Origin of the sequence: Streptomyces nanhaiensis (assembly GCF_046614825.1) — a bacterium.
In the GTDB taxonomy this organism is placed as follows: Bacteria; Actinomycetota; Actinomycetes; order Streptomycetales; family Streptomycetaceae; genus Streptomyces; species Streptomyces radiopugnans.
This window is the reverse complement of sequence record NZ_JBKJFM010000053.1, coordinates 1-24,089: the sequence shown is the minus strand read 5'-3', so window position 1 is coordinate 24,089 and position 24,089 is coordinate 1. Positions and strand designations below refer to the sequence as shown.

The following is a 24,089-nucleotide window of genomic DNA, read 5'->3' as shown; positions in this document are numbered from 1 at the left end:
ATGATGCGGACCGAAGGCACCGGAAAGAGCGGCTACCACCACGGAGATCTGCGCAACGCGCTCATCGAGGCGGCGACGGACCTCGCGCGCGACGGCGGGCCGGAGGCCGTCGTGCTGCGGGCCGCCGCGCGCAGGGTCGGGGTCTCGCCGACTGCCGCCTACCGCCACTTCACCGGTCAGGGCGACCTGCTGATGGCGGTCAAGGAGCAGGGGCAGCGCGGACTCGCGGAGACGATGGAGCGGTCGGCCGGCGCCGGCGGCGGGGCGCCGGGCGCCGGAGAGGCGGCCGAGGAGCGGGTCAAGGCGCTCGGCGCCGGCTACATCGAGTTCGCGCTGGCCGAGCCCGGCCTGTTCCGCGCGGCCTTCTGCCGCACCCCCGAGGCGCCGGACGGCGGCCACGGGCCCGGACCGCAGGAGGACCCGTCCCGCTGGATGTACCGCTCCTTCCGGCTGCTGGCCGAGGCCCTGGACGGACTCGTGGCCACCGGCCGGATGCCCGCCGGACGGCGTCCCGGAGCCGAGATCACCGCCTGGGCGGCGGTGCACGGCCTGGCGGTCCTGCTGCTGGACGGCCCGCTGGGCCGGATCGCGCCGGAGCAGCGCGACGCCTTCACCGCCGGTGCCCTGGCCACGGTCATCCGGGGCTTCACCGCGCCGGAGTGACCGTCCGCGACCCGCCCCGCCGGACCCGCGGCGAAGGACGCCCCCGCGCACGACGTAAGCTGAGCCGGTCCTGGCGGACGACGCACCGGGCGGTCCGGCACCCGGTCGGCCGAGTACCGGACCGAAGCCGGGGCATGCCCGAAATATGATGCTCCTGCAGCGGGCGGTGACCGGCGGACGCGGACGACGAGGCGGTGCCGATGCCCGGGTGCTGTCGGTGGAAGGACGGACAGGTGACGGCGATGGCAGCGGGCGGCCCCCGGTGACCCCCGCGCGGGACGTGCGCGGCCGCGCGGTCCTGGAGAAGGCGGCGCGCGAGAACTTCCCCGTGGCCCCCCGCTTCCTGCCCCGCGCCTGGCGGGACGACCTGATGGCCGTGTACGGCTGCGTCCGCCTCCTGGACGACATCGGCGACGGCGACCTGCCGCCCGGCGGCGCCGACGCCGCACTGCTGGGAGTGGATCCCGGCCGGGCCGGTGACCGCGGCGCACTGCTGGACGCCTTCGAGACCGATCTGCACCGGGTCTTCGGCACCGCCCGGGACCCGGGCGCCGGGGGCCGGGACGTCCCCCGCCACCCCCTGCTGTACGCACTGGTGCCGACCGTGCGCCGCCACGCGCTGACCCCCGAGCCGTTCCTCGCCCTGGTCGAGGCCAACCGGGTGGACCAGAAGGTCCGCCGGTACGGCACCTGGGAGGAGCTGCTGGGCTACTGCGAGCTGTCCGCCAACCCCGTGGGGCGGCTCGTCCTGGCCGTCACCGGGACCACGACCCCCGAGCGCGTCCGCCGCTCCGACGCCGTCTGCACCGCGCTGCAGATCATCGAGCACCTCCAGGACGTCGCCGAGGACCTCGCCCTGCGCGACCGGGTCTACCTCCCCGCCGAGGACCTGGAGCGCTTCCGCGTCACCGAGGCCGACCTCGCCGCGCCCACCGCGAACGCCTCGGTGCGCGCCCTGGTCGCCTGGGAGGCGCGGCGCGCGCACGAACTGCTGAACGAAGGAGTCCCGCTGGTGGCCAGCGTCCCCGGCATACCGAAGATCCTCATCGCCGGGTTCACCGGCGGCGGACGGGCGGCCCTGCGCGCCCTGCGCTCCGCCCGGTACGACGTCCTGGGCGGCGCCCCCCGGCCCGCCCCGGCCGGTGTGCTGCGCGAGACCGCGGCCGTCCTGAGGCGGGCGAGGTGAGCCCGGTGGAGAGGCGGGCCGCGAACGCGGCGCGGGCCGCGCGGCAGGCGCCGCCCTCCCCGCAGGTCTTCGCCGCCTACCGCTACTGCGAGGCCGTCACCGGACGGCAGGCCCGCAACTTCGCCTACGGCATCCGGCTGCTGCCCACCGCTCAGCGCCGGGCGATGTCGGCCCTGTACGCCTTCTCGCGGCGGGTGGACGACATCGGCGACGGCCCGCTGGAGACGGAGGTCAAGCGCGCCCGGCTGGAGGAGACCCGCGACCTGCTCGACCTCGTCCGCGCCGGAAAGGTCCCCGACGACGCCACCGACCCGGTCGCCGTCGCCCTGGCCGACGCCGCGGACCGCTTCCCGATCCCGCTGGGCGGGCTCGACGAGCTGATCGACGGCGTCCTGATGGACGTCCGGGGCCGCGCCTACGAGACCTGGGACGAGCTGAAGGAGTACTGCCGCTGCGTCGCCGGCGCCATCGGACGGCTCTCCCTGGGGGTCTTCGGCACGGTGCCGGACGCACCCGGCGCCGACCGCGCCCCCCACTACGCCGACACCCTCGGCCTCGCCCTGCAGCTGACCAACATCCTGCGCGACGTGCGCGAGGACGCCGCGGAGGGCCGCACCTACCTGCCCCGCGAGGATCTGGCCGCGTTCGGCTGCGACACCTCGCTGGACCGCCACGCGCCCCCCGCCGGCGGGGACTTCGCCGGGCTGGTGCGCTTCGAGGTGGGCCGCGCCCGCGCGCTGTTCGCCGAGGGGCTGCGGCTGCTGCCGCTGCTGGACCGCCGCTCGGCCGCCTGCGTGGCGGCCATGGCCGGGATCTACCACCGCCTGCTGGCCCGTATCGCCCGCGACCCGCACGCCGTACTGCGCGGCCGGGTCTCCCTGCCGGCGCGCGAGAAGGCGTACGTCGCCCTGCGCGGCCTGTCCGGGCTCGACGCCCGGCTGGCCGCCCGCACGGCCCCCGGGGAGAGCGCGACGTGAGCGGCGCACCCGATCCGCGCGCCGTCGTCGTCGGAGGAGGACTGGCGGGCACCGCCGCCGCACTGCGCCTGGCCGACGCCGGGGTGGCCACCACCCTGGTGGAGAGCAGGCCCCGGCTCGGCGGGCTCGCCTTCTCCTTCCGCCGCTCCGGCGCGGCCGGGGAGCTGACCGTCGACAACGGCCACCACGTCCACCTGCGCTGCTGCACCGCCTACCGCTGGTTCCTGGAGCGCATCGGCGCGAGCGCGCTGGCCCCCCTCCAGCCCCGTCTGGACATCCCCGTCCACGACGCCGCGCGCGGCAGGACGGGCCGGCTGCGGCGCGCGGCCCTGCCCGCGCCGCTGCACCTGGCCGCCTCCCTGGCGCGCTACCCCCACCTCTCCCCGGCCGAGCGGCTGCGCGTGGGGCGGGCCGCCCTGGCGCTCGGGCGCCTGGGCGGGGTCGACCCCTCCGACCCCGCCCTGGACGCCCAGGACTTCGGGAGCTGGCTGCGCCGCCACGGCCAGTCGCCGCGCGCGGTACAAGCGCTGTGGGACCTCGTCGGCGTCGCCACCCTCAACGCCCGCGCACCGGACGTCTCGCTCGGGCTGGCCGCGATGGTCCTCACCACCGGCCTGCTCAGCGAACCCGGCGCGGCCGACATCGGCTGGTCGCGGGTCCCGCTGGGGCACCTGCACGACACGCTCGCCGCAGCCGTGCTGGAGAAGGCGGGCGTACGCGTGGTCCGGCAGGGCCGGGCCCGGGAGCTGACCCGGGAGCCGGACGGCGCCTGGCGGGTCGCGGTGGACACCGGCGCGCGCCGGACCGGCGAGACGCTGCGGGCCGGCACGGTCGTCCTCGCCGTCCCCCAGCGCGAGGCCCACCGGCTGCTCCCCGAGGGCGCCCTGGAGGAACCGGAGCGGCTGCTGCGCATCGGCGACGCGCCGATCCTCAACGTCCACGTGGTCTACGACCGCAAGGTGCTCCACCGCCCCTTCCTCGCCGCGCTCGGCACCCCCGTGCAGTGGGTCTTCGACCGCACCGCCGCCTCCGGGCTGCGGGGCGCGCCCGGAGGGGCGGCGAGCCAGTACGTCGCGGTGTCCCAGTCCGCCGCGCAGGACGAGATCGACCTGCCGGTCGCCGCGCTGCGCGACCGCTACCTGCCCGAACTGGCCCGGCTGCTGCCCGCCGCCCGGGGGGCGGAGGTGCGCGACTTCTTCGTCACCCGCGAGCGCGCCGCCACCTTCGCCCCCGTACCCGGCGTCGGACGCCTGCGTCCCGCCGCCCGCACCGGGGCGCCGGGGCTGTGGCTGGCCGGGGCGTGGACCGCCACCGGCTGGCCCGCGACGATGGAGGGCGCCGTGCGCAGCGGGCTGACCGCCGCCCGGGAAGCGCTGGCCGCCCTCGGCCGCCCGCACGACGACGTCTTCCAGGAGGCGGCGTGAGCACGACACCAAATGCAGAGGAGACCCCGTGACCCCGGCGACCCCGAGGCCCCTGACGGACACAGCCGTCGACACCGCGAGCGTCATCGAGCTGCTGGAGCGCGGCCGCACCCTCGCCACGCCGATGCTGCGCGCCGCCGTGGCGCGGCTCGCGCCGCCCATGGACTCCGTCGCCGCCTACCACTTCGGCTGGATCGACGCACAGGGCAACCCGGCCCGCGGCGACGGCGGCAAGGCGGTGCGCCCGGCGCTGGCCCTGCTGTCGGCCGAGGCCGCGGGAGCCGAGCCCGCCACCGGCGTCCCCGGGGCGGTGGCCGTGGAGCTGGTCCACAACTTCTCCCTGCTCCACGACGACCTGATGGACGGCGACGAGCAGCGCCGCCACCGCGACACCGTGTGGAAGGTGCACGGCCCGGCACAGGCCATCCTCGTCGGCGACGCCCTGTTCGCGCTGGCGGGCGAGGTGCTGCTGGAACTGGGCACCGCCGAGGCCGCGCGCGCCACCCGCCGCCTGACCCTGGCCACCCGCAAGCTCATCGACGGGCAGGCCCAGGACATCTCCTACGAGCACCGGGAGAAGGTCACCGTCGCCGAGTGCCTGGAGATGGAGGGCAACAAGACCGGAGCGCTGCTGGCCTGCGCCACCTCCATCGGCGCGGTCCTCGGCGGGGCGGACGAGGCCACCGCCGACGCCCTGGAGGCCTACGGCCACCACCTGGGCCTGGCCTTCCAGGCCGTCGACGACCTGCTGGGCATCTGGGGCGACCCGGCGGCGACCGGCAAGCTGCCCTGGAGCGACCTGCGGCAGCGCAAGAAGTCCCTGCCGGTGGTCGCAGCCCTGGCCGGGGGCGGGCCGGCCGCCGAGCGGCTCGGGGAACTGCTGGCCGCGGACGCCGCCAAGAGCCAGCGGGAGTTCGAGGACTTCAGCGAGGAGGAGTTCGCGACCCGCGCCGGGCTGATCGAGGAGGCCGGCGGCCGCGAGTGGACCTCCCAGGAGGCCCGCCGCCGGCACGCCACCGCCCTCGCCGCCCTGGACGGCGTGGACATGCCGGACCGGGTGCGCGAGCAGTTCGCCGCCCTCGCGGACTTCGTCGTCGTCCGCGAGGGCTGACCCGGTCCGCGGCAGGCCGGCCGGCTCCGTCCGCGGACGGCCGGCGGGCGCCGCCGGAGCCGGGACGCCGGGGCTCCGGCGGTCAGAGCTCCAGCAGGCGGCCGCGCAGCCGCTCGCGCAGGGCGGGGGTGAGGCCGAGCCCCCCGGAGAGGTAGGACTCCACCCCGCCCCAGGTCTCGGTGATGGTGTCGAACGCCGCGTGCAGATAGGCGGGGCGGACCTCGAAGAGAGGTGCGATCAGCTCTCTGACCTCGGGCGACATCCCGCCGCCCGCGTCGGGGGAGCGGTGGATCCGGTAGCGGCGGTGCGGGGCGTTGGACTCCAGGTAGTCCGCCTCGATCGCGTCCCGCTCCACGTCCAGAGCCAGCAGCGTCACCGCGATCGACAGCCCGGCCCGGTCCTTGCCCGCCGCGCAGTGCATCAGGGCGGGCACGCTCTCGTCGGCCAGCTCCCGCAGCAGCCTGCCGTGCTCGGAGGTGCGCTGCCGGACCATCATCCGGTACGAGGCCACCATCCGGGCCTCGGCCTGTCCCTCGCCGAGCAGGGACCGCAGCAGCGCCAGGTCGCCCTCGCGCACCATCGTCCAGAACTCGGCGCCCTCGGCCGGGTCCGACAGCGGGATGTTCACGTTGCGCACGCCCGGCAGCTCCACGTCCGGGCCCTCCAGGGCCTGGTCGGCGGAGTTGCGGAAGTCGAAGACCGTGTGCAGGCCGAGCCGGGAGAGGAAGGCGGCGTCCTCCTCGGTGGCGTGCGCCAGGTGCCCGCTGCGGTAGAGCACGCCCTGGCGCACCCGCCGGCCGTCGGTGGTGGGCAGACCGCCGACGTCGCGGAAGTTGCGCACCCCCGCCAGCACCGGCTCCACGGTTTCGGATGTCATGGGCACTCCTTGCTCCGGCCTTGCTCTGGGCGGCCGGGACGGCGGGGCCGGCGCGCCGCCCGCCGCACAGCCCCGCACCGGCCACTGCGACCCTACGGCATGGGGGTGCGGAAGGGCCGGGGCTGCGCCGGGATGGGGCGGAAGCGTGGAGATCCGGTGGAACTACGGTGCCGGGTCCGGTGTCGGTCTGGTGCCCGGAGGTGAGGTGGAAGACGTGGACGACGCACTGTTCCGGTTCCCGGCGGTCGAGGTGGCGCCGGGCGCGGTGCACCTGCCCGGCCACCTGGACGCGGCCGCGCAGCGCGAGCTGCTGGACGCCTGCCGCGCCTGGGCGCGGCCGCCCGCCGGGCTGCGCACCGTGCGCATGCCCCGGGGCGGGGAGATGTCGGTGCGTCAGGTCGGCCTGGGCTGGCACTGGTACCCGTACGGCTACGCCCGCACCGCGGTGGACGGCGACGAGGCGCCGGTCAAGCCGTTCCCGGCCTGGCTGGGGCGGTGGGCGCGGCGGGCGGTGGAGGCGGCGTACGGGGGCGGGCCCTGTACGGTCCCGTACGAGATCGCGCTCGTCAACTTCTACGGCGGAAAGGCCCGTATGGGGATGCACCGTGACAGTGACGAGCGCTCCCGCGACCCCGTGGTCTCGTTCAGCGTCGGGGACACCTGCGTCTTCCGGTTCGGGAATCCGGACGGCCGCGGACGACCGTGGACCGACGTCGAGTTGCGCAGCGGGGACGCCTTCGTGTTCGGAGGCCCCTCCAGACTGGCCTACCACGGCGTCCCACGCGTCCACCCGGGCACGGCTCCACTTGGAACCGGACTGCGGGGTCGGGTTAACGTGACGGTCCGGGCACGGTAACTTGCCCCTGGCAAACGAGGGTTATGATCGTGCCGCCCTTCCCCACGGGGCGCGACGATGCTTTCACTCGTTGGGGGCTGGCGAAGGGTGGCGAATACGCCGACCTCGCCCGCGCCCCCGCTGGGTGACGATTAGCGTTGCGGCGGTGCCACGAGAGCCGGTGACGCGCCGGCCCGCTGAGACGACCTCAACGTTCCGAGGACTGCGATGCCTGAGCCCCCGAGCCGCGCGGTGCAACAAGGAAGGGGAAGTTCCGCTCCCATGTCCGTCGCCTCCCCGCCCTCCCCGCCTTCCGTGCCCTCTCCCCCCGGCCGCCCGGCCCCTCCCGCGTACGGCGGCGCCCCGAGCGCCCCTCCCGCACCGGGAAGGCGCAGGCGGAAGCGGGGCGCGGGCGCGGCACACGACACGGGGCACCGCAGGGGCCCCGTCCGCGACACCGCCGCCGACACCGCGCTGCGGCACCGCATGATCCGCCTCGCCGTCCTGCCCGCGGCCCTGGTCGCGGTCGTCGCCGCGGCGGTCGTCGCCTATGTGCTGCGGGCGCTCGACGGAGTGCAGGACGGGGTCTCCGCCGGGCCCGACGGCGCCACCGTCTGGGGTGTGCTCGGCGGCGCGCTGCTGCTCGGCTGCGCCGTGGTGGTCGGCGCCGCGCTCTCAGCCTCCTCCGAGGCGCGTTCCACCGCCGAGCGCCACGCCCGGCTGAGGCAGGGCGCGGCCCACAGCCAGGGCGAACTCCAGTCGATGCTCCGCCGGCTGGAGAAGGGCGAGTGGCTGCGGCCGCCCGTGCACGGCCCGCTGCCCGAGCCGGAGGGCGACTCGCTCGGCCTCGTGGTCCACGACGTCGGCCAGGCCCAGCGAGCCGCCGAACTGGCGCTGGTCCAGGCGGTCGCGCTGGTGCGCAGCAACGCCAGCGGCAGCGAGGAGAAGGTCGAGGTCTTCGTCAACCTCGCCCGCAGGCTCCAGTCCCTGGTGCACCGTGAGATCGAGCTGCTGGACGAGCTGGAGAACGAGGTCGAGGACCCGGACCTGCTCAAGGGCCTCTTCCACGTCGACCACCTGGCCACCCGCATCCGGCGGCACGCGGAGAACCTCGCCGTCCTCGGCGGCGCGGTCTCCCGCCGGCAGTGGAGCCGCCCGGTCACCCTGACCGAGGTGCTGCGCTCGGCCATCGCCGAGGTCGAGCAGTACTCCCGGGTCAAGCTGGTGCCGCCGATCGAGGGCACCCTGCGCGGTCACGCCGTCGCCGACGTCATCCACCTGCTCGCCGAACTGGTCGAGAACGCCACGGTGTTCTCCGCCCCCAACACCCAGGTCCTGCTGCGCGCCCAGCGCGTCACCGCGGGGCTCGCCGTCGAGGTCGAGGACCGCGGGCTGGGCATGACGGCCGCCGAGCAGCACCGGATGAACGGACTGCTGGCCGACCCCGACGGGATCGACGTCGCCGAACTGCTGCAGGACGGCCGCATCGGACTCTTCGTGGTCTCCTCGCTCGCCCGCCGGCACGGCATCACCGTGCAGCTGCAGACCAACATCTACGGCGGCACCCAGGCGGTGCTCGTCGTACCGGACGTGGTCCTGGGCGACGAGGGCGAGGAGGCGCAGCGGCGTGCCGCGGCGGAGGCGGACGCGGGCGGGCACAGGCCGCTGCCGCCCGAGACCTCCCGTCAGGAGACCTCCCGTCAGGAGGCGCCCCCTCAGCAGGCGTACGCACAGCAGGCCTACGGGCAGCAGGACCACGGGCAGCACGCCTACGGGCAGCAGACGTACGAGCAGGAGACGGCCCGGCCCCTGCCCCACGCCGCCCCCGCGGCGCCCTCGGAGTACGGCCCGGCCCAGTCCCGGCCCCACTACCAGCCCTCCGCGGCGGAGCACGCCGCCCCCGTCGCGCAGTCCGTGCCCGCCTCCCGGGCCGTACCGGCACCCCCGTTCCCGGAGGGCCCCGGCGGGCCGGAGGGCGCGGCGGGCGGCGACCGTCCGCAGCTCCCGCGCCGCCGCCGCCAGGAGCACCTCGTTCCCGAACTGCGCCAGTCTCCGCGGGCCCCGGGGGCGTCGGACGAGCCCGAGGCCGAGCACACTCCCGGCCTGATGGCCGCCTTCCGCCGGGGCGCCAGCCTCGCGGAGGGAACCGACGACAACACCCCCAGCCAGCCAAGCTAGTCCCGCGCACGGCTCTCACCCCAAGGAGAAGAACGCGATCATGGTGAGCGATGCCCCCATCGGCCAGACGACCGACCTGTCCTGGCTGCTGACCGGTCTCGTCCAGCGCGTCCCTAACACCCGCAGCGCCCTGCTGCTGTCCTCCGACGGCCTGGTGAAGGCCGCCCACGGACTGGACACCGACACCGCCGACCATCTGGCGGCGCTGGCCTCCGGCCTGTACTCGCTGGCCCGCAGCGCCGGCATCCGCTTCGGCAGCGGAGGAGAGGTGCGGCAGGTGGTCGTCGAGCTCGACACCGCGCTGCTGTTCGTCTCGACCGCGGGCTCCGGCGCGTGCCTGGCCGTCCTCGCCGAGAGCGAGGCGGACGCGGCCGTACTCGGATACGAGATGGCGATGCTGGTCAAGAGCGTCCGCCCGTATCTGGCCACACCGGCGCGGCAGCCGGCGGGGCACTGACGGATGCCGGAACCCGAGGAGAACTTGTGGTTGGACGACGCGGCCGGACGCCTGGTCCGGCCGTACACCGTCAGCAACGGACGGACGCGGCCGACGGCCGACTTCAACCTGCTGACGATGGTGCGGTCCACCGGGACCAAGCCGCAGAGCTATCTGGGACCCGACCACGCCCAGGTGCTGAGTTTGTGCGACGGGCCGATGACCGTCGCCGAGATCGCCGCCCATGTGCGGCTGCCCGCCGTGGTGACCAAGGTGCTGCTCTCCGACCTGGTGGACTGCGGCGCGGTGACCACACGGGCCCCCATGCAGATGGGGGCGGACCCGACCGACCGAGGACTGCTGGAGGCGGTGCTGCATGGACTCCGTAAACGACTCTGATCCGTTTCCGACCGCCCTGAAGATCCTGGTCGCGGGCGGGTTCGGGGTCGGCAAGACGACCTTCGTGGGAGCCGTCAGCGAGATCGAGCCGTTGAGCACGGAGGAGCTGCTCACCCAGGTCAGCGCCGCCACGGACAGCCTGGAGGGGGTGGAGGACAAGACGACCACCACCGTCGCGATGGACTTCGGACGGATCACCCTCAGCGCCCGGCACGTGCTCTACCTGTTCGGCACCCCCGGTCAGGAGCGCTTCTGGTTCATGTGGGACGAGTTGTCCAGCGGCGCGCTCGGCGCCGTGGTGCTCGCCGACACCCGGCGCCTGGACCAGTGCTTCGCCGCCGTGGACTACTTCGAGCGGCGCGGCATGGGGTTCATCGTCGCGGTCAACGAGTTCGACGGCGCCTACCGCTACCACCCCGACGAGGTCCGGGTCGCCCTCGACCTCAAGCCCGAGGTGCCGGTGGTGATGTGCGACGCGCGGCACGCCAGTTCCGGCACGCAGGTCCTCGTATCCCTTGTCCAGCACCTGATCGACTCAAGGAGTGGCCATGTCCCCCACGTCGTATGACCCCACCAGCCACCTGCTCCTCACACCCCAGGACAGCGAAGCCCCGGCGCGGGTGACGCGGCTGCGTGAGCTGGGTATCGGGGACGCCCCCATCCCGGAGTTCGACGACTTCGCCCGCAGGCTGGCGCAGACCACCGGCGCCCCCTACGCGATGGTCAACTTCATAGACGAGCACCGCCAGTACTTCGCGGGCCTGTACGCGCCGGGCTCCGACCGGGCCGTGGAGCTGGGGCCCGCGCAGGCCTCCTCCCCGCAGGTCGGCCGGGTGATGGCCCGCGACCACGGCTACTGCCCGCACGTCGTGGTGCGGCGCAAGGCCCTGGTCCTGGAGGACGTCTGCGACTACCCCCGCTTCGCCGGGAACCCGGTCGTGGACGAGATCGGCATCCGCTCCTACCTGGGCGCTCCGCTCATCGACCGCACCGGCACGGCGCTCGGGACGGTCTGCGTGGTCGCGCAGGAGCCCCGTCCGTGGGGCCGCCAGGGCCTGGAGACCATCAAGTCGATGGCCGCCGAGCTGGTGGACGAGATCCACCGGCGGGAGCAGGGCGTCTGAGCGGCGTCCGTTCCGTGAGTGCTCCGGCACCCACGGAACGGATCCACCCGGCGGTCCGGCGGCTGCCTCGGCGGGCCGGTGCCCGGCCGTGCCCGAGGAGCCCGTGCCCGCCGCTCAGCGCCTGTTGAGCAGCGTCTCCAGCAGCCCCGCGCGGCGCGCGGGTGCCTCGGGGGCGGCCTCGGGGAACAGTTCCGGTGCCGTCTCCGGGGTCTCCGCGGTCTGCGGGGGTATCCCGGCCGCGAGGTCCGCGTGGGCCGCGATGCCGGCGGGGCCGTCGGGGCCGGTCCGCACCAGGTCCGACAGCCGCTCCGACCACTGGCCCTTTGCGGTGCCCATCGCCACCTCGCCCAGCCTCAGCCGCTGGATGTCGGAGGTCCCGGCGGGTGCGAAGATGTGATGGGCGTCGCGCAGATAGCGCTCGACGGGCCGGTCGGTGAACAGGCCCGCGGCGGCGTGGATCTCCATGGCCTCGCGCGCGGAGTCCAGGGCGTACTCCACGTTCACCAGCTTGGCGTTCATCAGCTCCGCGTCGCAGGGCATGCCGCGGTCCAGCAGGTGCACCGCGTGGTAGGCGGCCAGCCGGGCCGTCATCAGCCGGGACTGCATCTGCCCCAGCTTCAGCTTGATGGAGCCCAGTTCGCCCAGAGGGGCGCCGTAGCGCTGCCGCTCGGCGCAGAACTCCGTCGTCTCCTCCAGGACGGCCTGGTGGATGCCGAGGGACACGGCGGTGAGGTTGGCGCGTCCGTACAGCACGCTGGAGGAGTAGGCCACGGACAGGCCGTCGCCCTCCTCGCCGAGCAGGTTGGCCGCCGGGACGCGGCAGTCGTCGAAGACCAGCTCGCCGAAGCTGAAGCCGTGCAGCCCCATCGAGGGCTTGTGCGGGGCCAGGGAGAAGCCGGGCCGGTCGGACTCCACCAGGAAGGCGGACAGCCCCTTGGAGCCGGGCCCGGTGCGCACCACGACGCCGTGCAGATCGCCGACGTGGCTGTTGCCGACGAAGACCTTGCGGCCGTTGAGGACGTAGTCGTCGCCGTCCCGGACGGCGCTGCTGGTCATGCCGAGGACATGGCCGCCGGACTCCGGCTCGGTGACGGCGATCGTCGGCAGGCAGTCGCCGGAGGCGACCGCGGGAAGCCACTGCTTCTTCTGCTCCTCGCTGCCGAAGTGGAGGATCTTGGCGACGCCGAGCTGCGAGGCCTGGACCATGGCGCCCATGGCCCCGCTCACCCGGGCGAGTTCCTCGATGATGATCGTCTTGGCGAGGTGACCCGCCCCCATGCCGCCGTACTCACGGGGGACGGTCACGCCTATCCACCCCTGACGGGCGATCAGCCGGGACAGCTCGTGGGAGACCGCGCGCGACGCCTCCATCTCGGCTATCCGCGGCCGGACCTCCCGTTCCGCGAACTCCCTCACCTGCAGACGCAGGTCCTTGTGCCGCTGGTCGGCGAAGTAACCATCCATGACGAGCCCTCTTCTGCGGTACGCCCCCGCTTGCCTGTCAGGCGGGGGTGGAGCGTCTGTGGTGGTCCCGTCCCGTTCGGCCGACACCACCAACATCGTCTCCGGCGTGCGGATCATTTCAAGATCACTCCGTGACTATGGCCGAAAATATGCCATTGGGTCATGCGGAGCGCCTTTCGCGGGGGGTGTTGGGTCGATCTGAACACGATTGAGCCCTGAGCGGGCCATGAGCGGATTACCCGGGAGCACTACCCAGTGGCATAGCCCGGTTACACGACTCCCGTGTGTAACCGAGGTCACAGCACTTCTCGCGTCGACGGCGTGCGGCCGGACGCTCCGTCATGCTATGGGCTGGGGTCTGTTCGGTCGGGGGCGCGGTGGGGAAGGGTCCTCCCGACCCGCCGACACCGAGGAGCGAGAGAACGTGACCCTGCGAGCGGACACCACCTTGGCCCGGGACGGACTGCCCGTCGCCACCTACACCTGGCTCCCGGCCGGCGCAACCCCCCGCGCGCTGGTGCAGATAGCGCACGGCGCGGCCGAACACGCCCTGCGCTACGACCGGTTCGCCCGCTTCCTGGCCGGGCACGGCTACGCGGTCGTCGCCTCCGACCACCGCGGCCACGGCGCCACCGCCGAACACACCGGCGGATACGGCGTGGTGGGGGAGAGCGGCTGGCGGGCCGTGGTGGAGGACCTGAAGACGGTCGGCGACCGGCTGCGCGCGGAGCTGCCCGGTGCGCCCCACGTCCTGCTCGGGCACAGCATGGGCTCCCAGCTCGCCCGCGACTTCGCCCAGGAGCACGGCGGCGGGCTGGCCGGGCTCGTCCTGTCGGGGACCTTCCGCTCGCTGCCCGGCGCGGAGCCGCAGGGGGCGGTGGAGCGGCTGCGGGAGGAGATCGACCGCGGCGGCCGCGCCGCCCCCTCGGAGTTCGTGCCCGCCCTCTTCGGCTCCTTCAACGACCCCTACGAGCACCGCACCGGATTCGAGTGGCTCTCCCGCGACGAGGCGGAGGTCGACCGGTACGTCGCCGACGAGCGGTGCGGCTTCCCCTTCAGCGCCGGCCTGGCGCTGGACTGGGTGCTGGGGGTGCGCAAGGCCAACGACCCGCGGCAGCTCGACCGCGTGCCGCGCGACCTGCCGGTGCACATCGCGGTCGGCGACCGGGACCCCTGTCACCAGGGCATGACGCTGGTGTACGAACTCCTGGAGGACTTCCGCTACCTGGGGCTGCGCGATCTGACCTGGCGGGCCTACGAGGGCGCCCGGCACGAGATCCTCAACGAGACCAACCGCGACGAGGTCCAGGCGGACCTGCTGGCCTGGCTGGACGCCCGCCTGTGAGAAGCCGCGTACGAGAGGCCGTGTGCGGGACGGCCCCGCTCGCCGTCCCGCACACGGCCGGGGCTCGCGGGACCGCCGCGGGGGCGGGCGCCGTCAGACGGCGGCACCCGCGGCGAAGCCGGTGATCCGCTCCCGCAGCGAACGCGGGTCCAGGCCGTGGGCCGCCAGGTGCTCGGCGGCCGTGCCGTAGCGGCGCAGCTCGGCCCGCGCCGTCCCCAGCCCGAGGATCCGGTGCGGGACGTCGGCCAGGGCCTCGGCGGCCGCCGTCGTGGAGGTGCCGGCCAGGTACGGCTCGACCAGGACGACCTCGGGAGCGCCGGAGCCGGCGACGGCCGCCCGCAGCGCGGCCGCGTCGAAGGGGCGGACGGTGGCGGCGTACAGGACCGTCGCGTCCAGCCCCCGTACGGCGTCGAGGACGCCGTCGAGCAGCGGGCCGACCGCGACGACCGCCGGAGCCCCGGGGCCGCCGCGCCGCACGGTGAGGAAGCCCTCGCCGGTGACCGGCAGGGGGCGTGCGTTGGTCTGCGCCGACAGGCGGACGTACACCCGGTCGCCCCCGCCCCCGCCCCCGACCCCGACCCCGCCCTCGCCTCCTTCCCCGCTCCCGTTCCCGCCCGCGCAGGCGCGGCGCAGCAGCGTCTCGGCCTCGTCCGGGTGGCCGGGCACGTGGACGGTCCAGCCGTCCAGGGTGTCCAGCAGCGCCACGTCGCCGGGCGCCATGTGGGTGAAGCCGCCGGCCGGCCAGTCGTAGGAGGCTCCGGCGCTCACCAGCACCCCGCCCGTCCCCTGGTGCCCGAAGTCCAGCTTCAGCTGCTCGAAGGGCCGCTCCACCAGGAAGGAGGCGAAGGTGTGCAGTACCGGGCGCATGCCGGTGAGGGCCATTCCGCCGCCCACCCCGACCAGCAGCTGCTCGCGGATGCCGACGTTGACCACCCGGTCCGGGTGGCGTTCGGCGGCCCGGCGGAAGCCGTCCGTGCCGATCTCGGCGAGGACGACCGCCAGACGCGGATCCTCGTCCAGCAGGCCGGAGACGACGGAGGCGAAGCGCTCGCGCATGGTGTCCATGTTCGGTGTTCTCCTCGTGCTTTCCGGGCCGGTCAGGCGTGCTTGGGTTCGACACGGGCGACCACGGCGTGCGGGCGTCCGGGGTGCGGGCGGGTGTACGCCGCGTACAGCGCCTCGTGGTCGCGGCCGTCGACGGTCAGCGCCGACCAGCCCGCGGCCGTGAAACGGGAGGCGGCGCCGCCGGGCAGGGGGTGGGAGGCGGAGGAGTTGTCGATCACCAGGACGTGCAGGCGGTCGAGCCCGGCGGCGCCCGCGAAGTCGATCGCCTCGTGGTTGCTGCCCTCGTCCAGCTCGGCGTCCCCGACCAGCACCCACACCCGCGGGCCGGACCGCCCGCGGGCGCGCAGCCCGAGAGCGGTTCCCACGGCCAGCGGCAGTCCGTGCCCGAGCGAGCCGCTGCCGATCTCCACGCCGGGGACCAGCGTGCGGTCGGGATGGTGCCCCAGCGGCGAGTCGTAGGAGCCGAAGCCCGGCAGCCAGTCGGCCGGGAGGAAGCCCCGGGCGGCGAGAACGGCGTAGTACGCCATCGGGCCGTGCCCCTTGGACAGCAGGAAGCGGTCCCGGCCGGGGTCGCCGGGGCGGTCCGGGGAGACCCTCAGCACCCTGTCGTGGAGGACCCACAGGGCGTCCAGGGTGGAGGTGGCGGCGGCGTCGTGCTTCTCGTCGCCGGTCATCAGGGACATCAGGGCCGGAAGGTCGTCGAATCCCGGGCTTCTCCGTGGTGCGGGGGGAGGCGCGGAGGCGGGGGTGTCCGGCGGTGTCGAGGTCGTCATGCCAAGAGGCTGCAATCTCAAGTCGGCTTGAGGTCAAGCGCTATGCTCGTCGCCATGACCGACCGAGACGGACGCCTCGCCATCGGGGAGCTGGCCGCCCGTTCCGGGCTCGCCCCCTCCGCCCTGCGCTACTACGAGGAGATGGGCCTGATCCACTCCGAGCGGACCGCGGGCAACCAGCGGCGCTATCCGCGCACCGCCCTGCGCCGGGTCGCCTTCGTACGGGCCGCCCAGGTGGTCGGCCTGTCCCTGGAGGAGGCCCGGGCCGCGCTGGACCGGCTGCCCGTGGACCGGGCGCCCGGCGCGGCCGAGTGGAACGCCGTGGCCCGTACCTGGCAGCGGAGGATCGACGCGCGGATCGGCGAGCTGGAGCGGCTGAGGGAGCGGCTGACCGGGTGCATCGGCTGCGGCTGCCTCAGCCTGCGCAAGTGCGGCCTGTACAACCCGGACGACGTCGCGGGCTCGCAGGGCCCGGGCGCGCGCTACCTGGAGGGCGACCCCCTGCCGGAGGCCTGAGGCGCGGCCGGCGCCCGAGCACCGCTCCCGGCGCGCGGCGCGAGAGACCCGGGAGGTTGACGATGGCCGACATCTCCGAGCTGGAGCTGGACGCCCTGTGGAACGAGTTCCACGCCGTGGTGAACATGACGTCGAACGAACTGGAGGCCTGGCTCAGGACGAGCGTCGCCGGCGAGCGGGCCGAGGAGCTGCCCGAGCAGGCCGGATCCGAGCGGGGACGGCAGGTGCTGGCGATCCTGCGCAAGCGCCGCACGGACCTCACCGACGACGACGTCGCGGTGATGCGAGAGGTAGTCGACACCGTCGACGCCGAACGCGAGCGGGTGCGCGTGGCCGAGGCGGTGCGGGACTCCGACTGGCGCCACCGGATGATGTCCCTGGGGCACGACCCCGTCAGGGCGTCCTGACCGCGGCGCGCGCCGGGCACCGTGCCCGGCGCGCGCCGCCCGTCCGCCTGCCCCGCACGGCCCGCCCGCCCCGCACGGCCCGTCCGCCCGCGCCGCCCGTCACTGGCCGGCGGCCAGCGGAAGCGCCCGCGACGACAGGCGCTCGGGCGGGCCGGGCCGGGCGTAGTACCAGCCCTGGGCGGAGTCGCAGCCCAGCTTCCGCAACTGGTCGGCCTGGGCCGCCGTCTCCACGCCCTCGACGGTCACGGCCAGCTCCAGGGCGTGCGCCAGCGAGACGATGCCCTCGACGACCTTGAGGTCGACCGGGTCGGCCGGGTCCTGCTGGAGGCCCCGGGTGAAGGAGCGGTCCAGCTTCAGGGTGGTCGCGGGCAGTCTGCGCAGACTGGCCAGGTTCGAGTAGCCGGTGCCGAAGTCGTCCAGGGCGATCCGCACCCCCAGGTCGGCGAGCCGGCGTAAAGGCTTCAGCTCCGCGTCGTCGGCGCGGATCAGGGCGCTCTCGGTGACCTCCAGGCAGAGCGAGGCCGGGTCCAGCCCGGCGTCCTCCAGCACCGCCACGGTCTCGGAGACCAGCTCCGGATGGTGCAGCTGCCGCGGCGAGAGGTTGACGTTCACCCGCAGCGGCCGGGTGCCGCCGATGCCGCGCACCTGCCACTCGCACGCCTGCCGCACCGCCTGCTCCAGCACCCAGCGCCCCAGCGGCACGATCAGCCCGGTGTGCTCGGCCAGCGGGATGAAGCGGTCCGGCCCCAGCACCCCGTGGAGCGGATGCGCCCAGCGCACCAGCGCCTCGGCGCCCTCCACACTGCCGTCCTCCATCCGCACCAGCGGCTGGTACTCGATGAAGAACTCCTCGCCCTCCAGCGCGGCGGGCAGATGGGTGGTCAGCATGTGGCGGCTGATGGTGCGGGCGTCGCAGTCGGGGTCGGCCAGCTCGTAGCGGTTGCCGCCCCTGGCCTTGGCCCGGTACATGGTGATGTCGGCGCTGCGCAGCACCTCCGCCGGCGTCAGCTCCCCGACCGGGCCCTCCACCACGCCGATGCTGGCGCGCACCGGCAGCTCCCGGCCGGCCAGCGGGATCGGGCAGGACAGCGCGTCCAGCGCCCGCTGGGCCAGGTCGGTCACCTCCGAGCGCGAGGCGGGGTCGTTGACCAGGGCCACGAACTCGTCGCCGCCGATCCGCGCGACCATGTGGCGCGGCGAGGCCACACAACTCTGCAGCCGCTCGGCCACGTTCACCAGCAGCTGGTCGCCGACCGAGTGGCCCAGGCTGTCGTTGACCGTCTTGAAGCCGTCCAGGTCCAGGTAGCACAGGCCGATCCGGGCGGTGCCGGAGCCGGGGGAGAGGACGTGCTCCAGCCGCTCGAAGAACAGCGTGCGGTTGGGCAGGTCGGTCAGCGCGTCGTGGGTGGCCTCGTAGCGCAGCCGCAGGTTCAGCAGGCGCCGCTCGGTGATGTCCTCCATCAGCGCCAGCATGTAGCGCGGCTCGCCGTCGGGGCCGCGCAGCAGCGAGACGGTCAGGTTGGTCCACAGCACGGTGCCGTCGCTGCGCGTGTACGGCTTCTCCATGCGGTAGTGGTCGCGCTCGCCGCGCACCAGCTCCTCGTGGATCCGCCAGACGCCCGGGGCGTCGTCGGGGTGGACCCAGTCGGAGACGCGGCGGCTGCGCACATGCTGCTCCGAGCCGCCGAACATCTTCGCCAGCGCGCTGTTGATGTCGAGGACGGTCCCGTCCATGTCGGCGATCCCGATGCCGACCGTGGCCCCCTCGAAGACCGCCCGGAAACGGGTCTCGCTCTCGTGCAGGGCCTTCTCGGCGCTCTCCCGCGCCGCGAGCGCGGAACGGGCCAGCGCCTCCTGCTCGGAGCGGGTGCGCTCCTGCAGCGCGCGGGCGAACCCGGCCGAGACGGCGTGCTGGAGGCGGGCGCAGCGGGCCCGGCCCTCCTCGGTCGGCAGCACCGCCGGGTCGCTGCAGTACAGCAGCAGATACGCGTCCACCACGCCGAGCACCTGCGGCAGCGCCTCGGGCGCGGTGCAGTGCGCCTCGACGAGCGCCGCGCCCACGTCGCGCCCCGCAGAGGGGTCGAAGGGGCGGGCGTGCAGCGCCTCGCCGAGGGTACGCGCCAGGGGGAGGAGGTAGTCCTCGAACTCGGTGCGGGTCATCGAGGTGGCCGTGGCGGGGTAGACCGCGCGGCTCCAGATCCGGGCGAAGCGGCGGTATCCGTCGTAGGGGTCGCCGGGGGCCTCCGGCGCGAGGGGGCGGCCGGAGGCGGTGGGCCCCTGTGGCGTCGGACTCACGCCTTGCGTCCCACTCCACCGAAGCCGGTGAAGACCACGGGGTCCTCCTGGTCGACCGGCCCGTCCGGGCGCCAGTTCGGCATGGAGACCAGGCCGGGCTCGACCATCTCGAAACCGTCGAAGAAGCGTTCCACCTCCGGGCGCGAGCGCATGATCAGCGGCGAGCCGATGTTGCGGTAGACGCCCTCCACCTCGTCCCCCTGCTCGGGCCTGCGCGGGCCGCCCTCGACCGAGGCGTGGGTGAGGACCAGCAGGCTGCCGGGGGCGAGCGCGTCGCGCAGCTCGGCCACCTTCGCCCACGGGTCGTCGCCGTCCTCCAGGAAGTGCAGCAGCGCCACCAGCAGCAGGGCCACCGGGCGCTCCAGGTCGAGCAGGCGGCCGACCTCCGCGCTGCCGAGGATGTCCTCGGGCTTGCGGAAGTCGGCGGCGACGACGCCGGTGCGGTCCTCCTGGCCCTCCAGCACGGCCCGGCTGTGGGCGATGGCGACGGGGTCGTTGTCGACGTAGACCACCTTCGCCTCCGGCGTGGCGGCCTGTGCGACCTCGTGCACGTTGCCGAAGGTCGGGATGCCCGAGCCGACGTCGAGGAACTGGGTGATGCCCTGCCGCGCGGCGAAGCGGACGGCCCGGCGCATGAACGCGCGGTTGGCCTGCATGATCTTCGGAAGCCCCGGGAACACCTCGATGGCCCGCCGGGCGGCCTCCCGGTCGGCCTCGAAGTTGTGCGACCCGCCCAGGTAGTAGTCGTAGATGCGGGAAACGCTCGGCACGGACAGGTCTATGTCCTGCGGAGCCCAGGCGGGACGCTCCATCAAAGTCTCCAACCGGTCGGTGAATATGACAGGGACTCCTGAGGCTACTGATCCCAGGCTGACAGGTACACGGATCCGGGACGCCGACGTTCCGGCACCGGCCCGCTACGTATAGCTTGCCCCGGTTCCTCCGTCGGGATAATCGTGGCGGCCACCGGGTTTTCCCGCCGCCCTGCCCGGACACCCGGGGTGGATGAGTACCACCGATCACGACGAACTCCCGTTCCCCGACTACGATCACCTCTCCGCGGGCGAGCTGGAGCACCGGATCCGGGCCCTGTCGCACGACGACCTGGAGCGGCTGCTCCGTTACGAGCGCGAACACGCCGGCCGTACCCATGTGATCGCGCTGCTGACGGCCCGTATGCACCAGCTGGAGGAGGGCAGCCCGCGCTCCCCGGGCGGCGCCGAGCCGCCCTCGGGCCCGCAGGGCGAGCCCGGCGGATCCCCCGTCAGCCCGGCGACCTCGCCGGAACCGTACAACCCGCCCCCGCACGGCACCCCCGACCAGCGCGCCAAGCCGGTGGGCAACCGCTTCCGGTAGAGACCGCCCGGCAGGCAGGCGAGGCCCCCGGGGGCCTGTCCCCGCTCCCGGGGCCCCGCCCATGCCCTGCCCGCGTCAGGCCTGCCCGTGCCCGGCCGCCCTCTGGCGGCCGGGCACGGGCAGGCCGGGGTTTCACCACTCCTCGGCGCGGGTGGACGGCAGCAGCTCGCGGATGTCCGGCGGCAGTACGTGGCCCACCTTGATCATCAGCTCGGGCGAGACCGCCGCGTCCAGCACCTCCAGCACCGCCGTGGCCTCCCGCACCGCGGTGTCCTCCGTGGCGTGGGACCGCCAGGCCACCCGCCCGGCGAAGGTGGTCAGGTCGAACGGCTCGCCGTGGGTGCGGGCGTCGGCCCGCCGCTGCGGCGAGGCCTCGTGCCCGGCCACCACCCGGCGCAGCGACTCCGCCGCCTCCCCGGGCAGTTGGGCGGCCAGATGGTCGGCCACACCGTCCGGTATCCGCTCCGCCAGCGTCTCCAGCGTGGCCCGCAGGGCCCGCTCGGCCGTCTGCCGGTCCGGCAGGTCCGCGTGTGCCTGAACCTGGCCGGTGAGCTCCTCGTACCGCATGGTCGGCACTCCTCTCGGCGTCTCGTCGGGGTCTTGCCGGGATCTCGTGGGGACTGCGCCGAGGCCCTCGCGCGTCTCCGCGACGGCCGCGGCCCCCCGGGGCGGGTGACCCTGCCGGTGCGCGTCGACACCTGCCGTTTCCGTGACCGGCGGCCGGGAACCCGTAGTGGACCGGACCGATCGGAGGTGAGGAACGTGCCCGCACGGAAGGAGCTTCCGTCGACCCTGGAGCGCTCCCCCGAGGAGGCGCAGCGCACCTGGATCAAGGCGCACGACTCCGCTGTGGAGGAGTACGGGGAGGGCCGGCGCGCCCACCAGACCGCCTACAGCGCGCTGAAGCACAAGTTCGAGAAGGTGGGCGACCACTGGGAGCGCAAGGAGGGCGGCCGCAAGGGCCCCTCCGACGAGCGGGCCGCCCGTCCCCGCGGCAGGGGCGGGCGCAGCGGCGAGGGCGTCGACGAGAACGCCAGCAAGGAGCACCTGTACTCCATCGCGCAGCGGCTGGACATCAACGGGCGTTCCCGGATGACCAAGGACGAACTGCTGCGGGCCATCCGCAAGGCCAACCGCTCCGAGACCCGCCGGGCGCGCTGACGCCGTGCCGGCCCCGTACCGGTACGGGGCCGGCACGGCGCGGGGGCCGTGGACGCGGAGGCGTCCACGGCCCCCGTACGGCCGGCGCCCCGCGCCTACCGGAACGACTCGGGAACCAGCTTCCCGTAGGAGGGGGCCTTCGCCACCAGGCCGCTGTCGACGTGGAGCGGAACGGCCGCGGGACGAGCCCCCGGAGGACTCGTCCGGCGATTCCCGGGGCCCGTCCCGGCCGCCCCGGCCGCCTCAGCCGACGTAGCGGCGGGCGGCGGAGCGGCGCTGCTCCTCCTCCAGCAGCCGCAGCCGCTCCTCGACCTCCGGCGGTACCACCCGGCGCTCGCGCAGCACCCACGGCAGCCCCGCCAGCGCCCGGCCGAACGCCCGCGCCGACGCCGCGTCGCGCGGCACCGTGCGCGCCAGCCGCCAGGTGCGGCGCAGCGCCGCGGGCAGCGGCCGGCGCAGCCAGCCGAACCACAGCGTGTTGCGCAGCCCGTCCTCCCGGCGCGCGGTCGCGTCCCGCACCGCCGAGGGGGCATGGTGGACCGTCAGCTCCTCCGCGTAGGCCAGCCACCAGCCGCGCGCCATCAGATCGGTGGCCAGCAGCTCCTCCTCGCCGCCCAGCCACAGCCGGGGCGAGAAACCGCCCGCCTCCCGGAAGGCGTCGGTACGCAGCACCGTGGCCGCGGCCAGGAACGAGCCCAGGGCCGGACCGGGCAGCCAGCCGGGGCCGGGGACGGGCGAGCCGCGCAGTTCGGCGACGATCGGGTCCTCGGTGCCGCCGGGCTCCACCACGATGCGCGCGGTGACCGCCGCCAGCCGCGGGTGGGCGTCGAGCAGGCCGGCGGCCCTCTCCAGCGAGCCCGGCTCCCACCAGGAGTCGTCGTCGCAGAAGGCCACGTACGGCGTGGTCACGCGCTCCACCGCGACATTGCGCCCCACCGCCCCCAGATTCCGCTCCGCCCGCAGCAGCCGCACCCACGGATGGACGCGTGCGACGGTCTCGGCGGTGCCGTCCGCCGAGGCGTTGTCGACGACGAACACCGGTGGGCGCCCGGGCAGTCCGGCCAGCCGGCCCAGGGTGCGCAGCAGCTCCTCGCGGCGGTTGTGGGTGATCACCACGACCGAGACCCGGTCCCCGGCCCCCGGGGCCTCGTCGGTTCCGGTGGTTCCGGTGGTTCGGGCGGTTCCGGTGGGCTCAGGGGCCACGGTGCTGTCCTTCCACACGGCGTGCGGCTTCCTCGATGTAGGGCGGCAGGGGCCTGCGGGCGCGCACCGCCGACGGCAGCCGGGCCAGCGCGCCGAGCAGGGCGCGGCGGGCCTCCGGGTCGCGGCGGGCCCGCGCGGCCAGCGCCCCGGTGCGGCGCGCCGCCAGCGGCAGCGGACGGCGCAGCCAGGTGGTGAGCAGTTCGTTGCGCAGCACCCGGGAGCCGCGCCCGGACCGCGGCGAGGGGTCCGGATGGTGGTGGGCGACGACCTCCGGGCAGTGGGCGACCCCCCAGCCCCGGGCGGCCAGGTCGTAGGCGAGCAGGGTCTCCTCGGCGCCGAAGAACAGCAGCGGATGGAACCCCCCGGCGTCCAGGAACGCCGACCGCCGCACCACCGAGGCGCACCCCAGGAAGCCCAGCACCTGCGGGCCCGGCAGGTCCGGGACCGTGCCCAGCGGGGAGCCGGCCAGCAGGTAGTCGAGGGGGTCGGGGTCCTGCTCGGGGCCCACCAGGGTGCGGGCCGCGATCAGCCCCAGCCGCGGATGGGCGTCCAGCAGCGAGACGGCGCTCTCCAGGGCCCCGGGCTCCCACCAGGAGTCGTCGTCGCTGAAGGCCACGTACGGCGTCTCCATCGCCGTCACCCCCAGGTTGCGGGCCACCGCCCCGCGGTTCTCGGGCAGCGGCATCAGCGCCACCTGCGGGAAGAGGGCCGAGACCATGGTGCGGGTGTGGTCGGCCGAGGCGTTGTCGACCACCAGCACCGGCGGGCGCTCGGGCAGCGCGGTCAGCGCGCGCAGCGTGCGCGCGAGGCTGTCGGCGCGGTCGCGGGTGGCGATGACCACGCCTATCGGCGAGCCGTTCACGCGGCACGCACCTCCGGCAGCAGGGACAGCGCCTCCAGTACCTCCTCCGGCCGGATGCGCAGCAGCAGGGGATCGGGACCGCGGCCGTGGGGGTCGCCGGGCGGGCCCGGATGCCACAGCACCCGGTGGCGCTCCAGCGGCGGCGGGCCCCACAGGGCGGGCGGCACCGGCCCGAAGAGGGTCACCGACGGAGTCCCGTGGGCCACCGCCAGGTGGGCCACGCCGGTGTCGCCGCTCACCACGGCCGAGGCCCCCGCGACCAGCGCGGCCAGCCGCTCCAGCGGCGGTTCGCCGTGGACGTCGGCGTCGGGGAGGCCGGCCAGCTTGGCCAGCCGCGCCAGCAGGTCGTACTCGTGGGCGCCGCCGGTGACCACCACGCGGCGTCCGGCGTGCCGCAGCCGCGCGGCCACGGCCGCGTACCGCTCGACGGGC

The 24,089-nt window shown here is 74.8% G+C and carries 26 protein-coding genes; 16 read left to right on the top strand and 10 right to left on the bottom strand.

Going from position 1 to position 24,089, the window contains the following annotated elements; genetic code table 11:
- The 5 genes from ACLIYP_RS14295 to ACLIYP_RS14275 all read left to right on the top strand — a co-directional run bounded on the left by ACLIYP_RS14295 (position 1) and on the right by ACLIYP_RS14275 (position 5,361).
- Positions 1-663, top strand: a complete 663-nt coding sequence (locus ACLIYP_RS14295) for a TetR/AcrR family transcriptional regulator (RefSeq protein ID WP_412713503.1) — start codon at positions 1-3, stop codon at positions 661-663.
- A gap of 145 nt (positions 664-808) precedes the next feature.
- The gene (gene hpnC, locus ACLIYP_RS14290; protein WP_412713502.1) at positions 809-1,849 is read left to right on the top strand and encodes a squalene synthase HpnC; all 1,041 of its coding nucleotides are present in this window, start codon (positions 809-811) and stop codon (positions 1,847-1,849) included.
- 5 nt (positions 1,850-1,854) lie between these two features.
- Positions 1,855-2,826: a presqualene diphosphate synthase HpnD gene (gene hpnD, locus ACLIYP_RS14285; RefSeq protein ID WP_412713501.1), complete on the top strand. Its 972-nt coding sequence runs from the start codon at positions 1,855-1,857 to the stop codon at positions 2,824-2,826.
- Entirely contained in the window at positions 2,823-4,250 is a 1,428-nt protein-coding gene (gene hpnE, locus ACLIYP_RS14280; protein ID WP_412713500.1) for a hydroxysqualene dehydroxylase HpnE, read from the top strand. Before hpnD ends, hpnE begins: the two co-directional genes overlap by 4 nt.
- Positions 4,251-4,278: 28 nt before the next feature.
- On the top strand, positions 4,279-5,361 hold the full coding sequence (locus ACLIYP_RS14275) for a polyprenyl synthetase family protein (RefSeq protein ID WP_412713499.1): 1,083 nt from the start codon (positions 4,279-4,281) through the stop codon (positions 5,359-5,361).
- 82 nt (positions 5,362-5,443) lie between these two features.
- Here ACLIYP_RS14275 and ACLIYP_RS14270 read toward each other — a convergent pair whose 3' ends face one another.
- A complete protein-coding gene (locus tag ACLIYP_RS14270) occupies positions 5,444-6,238 on the bottom strand; it encodes a tyrosine-protein phosphatase (protein WP_412713498.1) in 795 nt (264 codons plus the stop codon).
- A 214-nt stretch (positions 6,239-6,452) separates the two neighbouring features.
- Between ACLIYP_RS14270 and ACLIYP_RS14265 the strand changes: the two genes are divergently transcribed.
- The 6 genes from ACLIYP_RS14265 to ACLIYP_RS14240 all read left to right on the top strand — a co-directional run bounded on the left by ACLIYP_RS14265 (position 6,453) and on the right by ACLIYP_RS14240 (position 11,210).
- The gene (locus ACLIYP_RS14265; RefSeq protein ID WP_412713497.1) at positions 6,453-7,094 is read left to right on the top strand and encodes an alpha-ketoglutarate-dependent dioxygenase AlkB family protein; all 642 of its coding nucleotides are present in this window, start codon (positions 6,453-6,455) and stop codon (positions 7,092-7,094) included.
- Positions 7,095-7,559: 465 nt separating this feature from the next.
- Positions 7,560-9,251: a sensor histidine kinase gene (locus ACLIYP_RS14260; RefSeq protein ID WP_412713496.1), complete on the top strand. Its 1,692-nt coding sequence runs from the start codon at positions 7,560-7,562 to the stop codon at positions 9,249-9,251.
- 40 nt (positions 9,252-9,291) lie between these two features.
- The gene (locus ACLIYP_RS14255) at positions 9,292-9,708 is read left to right on the top strand and encodes a roadblock/LC7 domain-containing protein (RefSeq protein ID WP_410535634.1); all 417 of its coding nucleotides are present in this window, start codon (positions 9,292-9,294) and stop codon (positions 9,706-9,708) included.
- Positions 9,709-9,711: 3 nt separating this feature from the next.
- Positions 9,712-10,086, top strand: a complete 375-nt coding sequence (locus ACLIYP_RS14250; protein ID WP_412713495.1) for a DUF742 domain-containing protein — start codon at positions 9,712-9,714, stop codon at positions 10,084-10,086.
- A complete protein-coding gene (locus ACLIYP_RS14245) occupies positions 10,064-10,654 on the top strand; it encodes a GTP-binding protein (RefSeq protein WP_412713494.1) in 591 nt (196 codons plus the stop codon). The genes ACLIYP_RS14250 and ACLIYP_RS14245 overlap by 23 nt, the downstream gene beginning before the upstream one ends.
- Positions 10,635-11,210: a GAF domain-containing protein gene (locus ACLIYP_RS14240; RefSeq protein ID WP_412713493.1), complete on the top strand. Its 576-nt coding sequence runs from the start codon at positions 10,635-10,637 to the stop codon at positions 11,208-11,210. The genes ACLIYP_RS14245 and ACLIYP_RS14240 overlap by 20 nt, the downstream gene beginning before the upstream one ends.
- 114 nt (positions 11,211-11,324) lie before the next feature.
- Here ACLIYP_RS14240 and ACLIYP_RS14235 read toward each other — a convergent pair whose 3' ends face one another.
- Positions 11,325-12,674, bottom strand: a complete 1,350-nt coding sequence (locus tag ACLIYP_RS14235; RefSeq protein ID WP_412713492.1) for an acyl-CoA dehydrogenase family protein — start codon at positions 12,672-12,674, stop codon at positions 11,325-11,327.
- Positions 12,675-13,098: 424 nt separating this feature from the next.
- On the opposite strand from ACLIYP_RS14235, the gene ACLIYP_RS14230 reads away from it, so the two are divergent.
- Entirely contained in the window at positions 13,099-14,019 is a 921-nt protein-coding gene (locus ACLIYP_RS14230) for an alpha/beta fold hydrolase (RefSeq protein ID WP_412713491.1), read from the top strand.
- 93 nt (positions 14,020-14,112) lie between these two features.
- Here ACLIYP_RS14230 and ACLIYP_RS14225 read toward each other — a convergent pair whose 3' ends face one another.
- Positions 14,113-15,084, bottom strand: a complete 972-nt coding sequence (locus ACLIYP_RS14225) for a transketolase family protein (protein WP_412713490.1) — start codon at positions 15,082-15,084, stop codon at positions 14,113-14,115.
- Positions 15,085-15,116: 32 nt separating this feature from the next.
- Positions 15,117-15,857 (bottom strand): transketolase, encoded by a 741-nt coding sequence (locus tag ACLIYP_RS14220; protein ID WP_412713489.1) that lies wholly within the window; start codon positions 15,855-15,857, stop codon positions 15,117-15,119.
- Positions 15,858-15,911: 54 nt separating this feature from the next.
- On the opposite strand from ACLIYP_RS14220, the gene soxR reads away from it, so the two are divergent.
- Together soxR and ACLIYP_RS14210 are read left to right on the top strand one after the other, a co-directional pair.
- Positions 15,912-16,373: a redox-sensitive transcriptional activator SoxR gene (gene soxR / locus ACLIYP_RS14215; protein ID WP_412713488.1), complete on the top strand. Its 462-nt coding sequence runs from the start codon at positions 15,912-15,914 to the stop codon at positions 16,371-16,373.
- A gap of 62 nt (positions 16,374-16,435) precedes the next feature.
- The gene (locus tag ACLIYP_RS14210; RefSeq protein ID WP_412713487.1) at positions 16,436-16,780 is read left to right on the top strand and encodes a DUF3140 domain-containing protein; all 345 of its coding nucleotides are present in this window, start codon (positions 16,436-16,438) and stop codon (positions 16,778-16,780) included.
- A 99-nt stretch (positions 16,781-16,879) separates the two neighbouring features.
- Here the strand turns inward: ACLIYP_RS14210 and ACLIYP_RS14205 are convergent, their stop codons facing one another.
- Positions 16,880-19,075: a putative bifunctional diguanylate cyclase/phosphodiesterase gene (locus tag ACLIYP_RS14205; protein ID WP_412713486.1), complete on the bottom strand. Its 2,196-nt coding sequence runs from the start codon at positions 19,073-19,075 to the stop codon at positions 16,880-16,882.
- On the bottom strand, positions 19,072-19,887 hold the full coding sequence (locus tag ACLIYP_RS14200; protein WP_412713485.1) for an SAM-dependent methyltransferase: 816 nt from the start codon (positions 19,885-19,887) through the stop codon (positions 19,072-19,074). The genes ACLIYP_RS14205 and ACLIYP_RS14200 overlap by 4 nt, the downstream gene beginning before the upstream one ends.
- 193 nt (positions 19,888-20,080) lie before the next feature.
- Between ACLIYP_RS14200 and ACLIYP_RS14195 the strand changes: the two genes are divergently transcribed.
- Positions 20,081-20,431 (top strand): hypothetical protein, encoded by a 351-nt coding sequence (locus ACLIYP_RS14195; protein ID WP_410535627.1) that lies wholly within the window; start codon positions 20,081-20,083, stop codon positions 20,429-20,431.
- Between the two features lie 132 nt (positions 20,432-20,563).
- On the opposite strand, the gene ACLIYP_RS14190 is transcribed toward ACLIYP_RS14195, so the two are convergent.
- Entirely contained in the window at positions 20,564-20,998 is a 435-nt protein-coding gene (locus ACLIYP_RS14190) for a DUF2267 domain-containing protein (protein WP_412713484.1), read from the bottom strand.
- Between the two features lie 195 nt (positions 20,999-21,193).
- Between ACLIYP_RS14190 and ACLIYP_RS14185 the strand changes: the two genes are divergently transcribed.
- Positions 21,194-21,592: a ChaB family protein gene (locus ACLIYP_RS14185; RefSeq protein ID WP_410535626.1), complete on the top strand. Its 399-nt coding sequence runs from the start codon at positions 21,194-21,196 to the stop codon at positions 21,590-21,592.
- 243 nt (positions 21,593-21,835) lie between these two features.
- Here ACLIYP_RS14185 and ACLIYP_RS14180 read toward each other — a convergent pair whose 3' ends face one another.
- The 3 genes from ACLIYP_RS14180 to ACLIYP_RS14170 all read right to left on the bottom strand — a co-directional run.
- On the bottom strand, positions 21,836-22,708 hold the full coding sequence (locus ACLIYP_RS14180) for a glycosyltransferase family 2 protein (RefSeq protein ID WP_412713510.1): 873 nt from the start codon (positions 22,706-22,708) through the stop codon (positions 21,836-21,838).
- Positions 22,709-22,784: 76 nt separating this feature from the next.
- Complete coding sequence (locus tag ACLIYP_RS14175) at positions 22,785-23,657, bottom strand: glycosyltransferase family 2 protein (protein WP_412713483.1); 873 nt, start codon at positions 23,655-23,657, stop codon at positions 22,785-22,787.
- On the bottom strand, positions 23,654-24,089 hold a 436-nt coding region (locus ACLIYP_RS14170), incomplete at its 5' end, for a glycosyltransferase family 9 protein (RefSeq protein WP_412713482.1). The genes ACLIYP_RS14175 and ACLIYP_RS14170, both read right to left, overlap by 4 nt.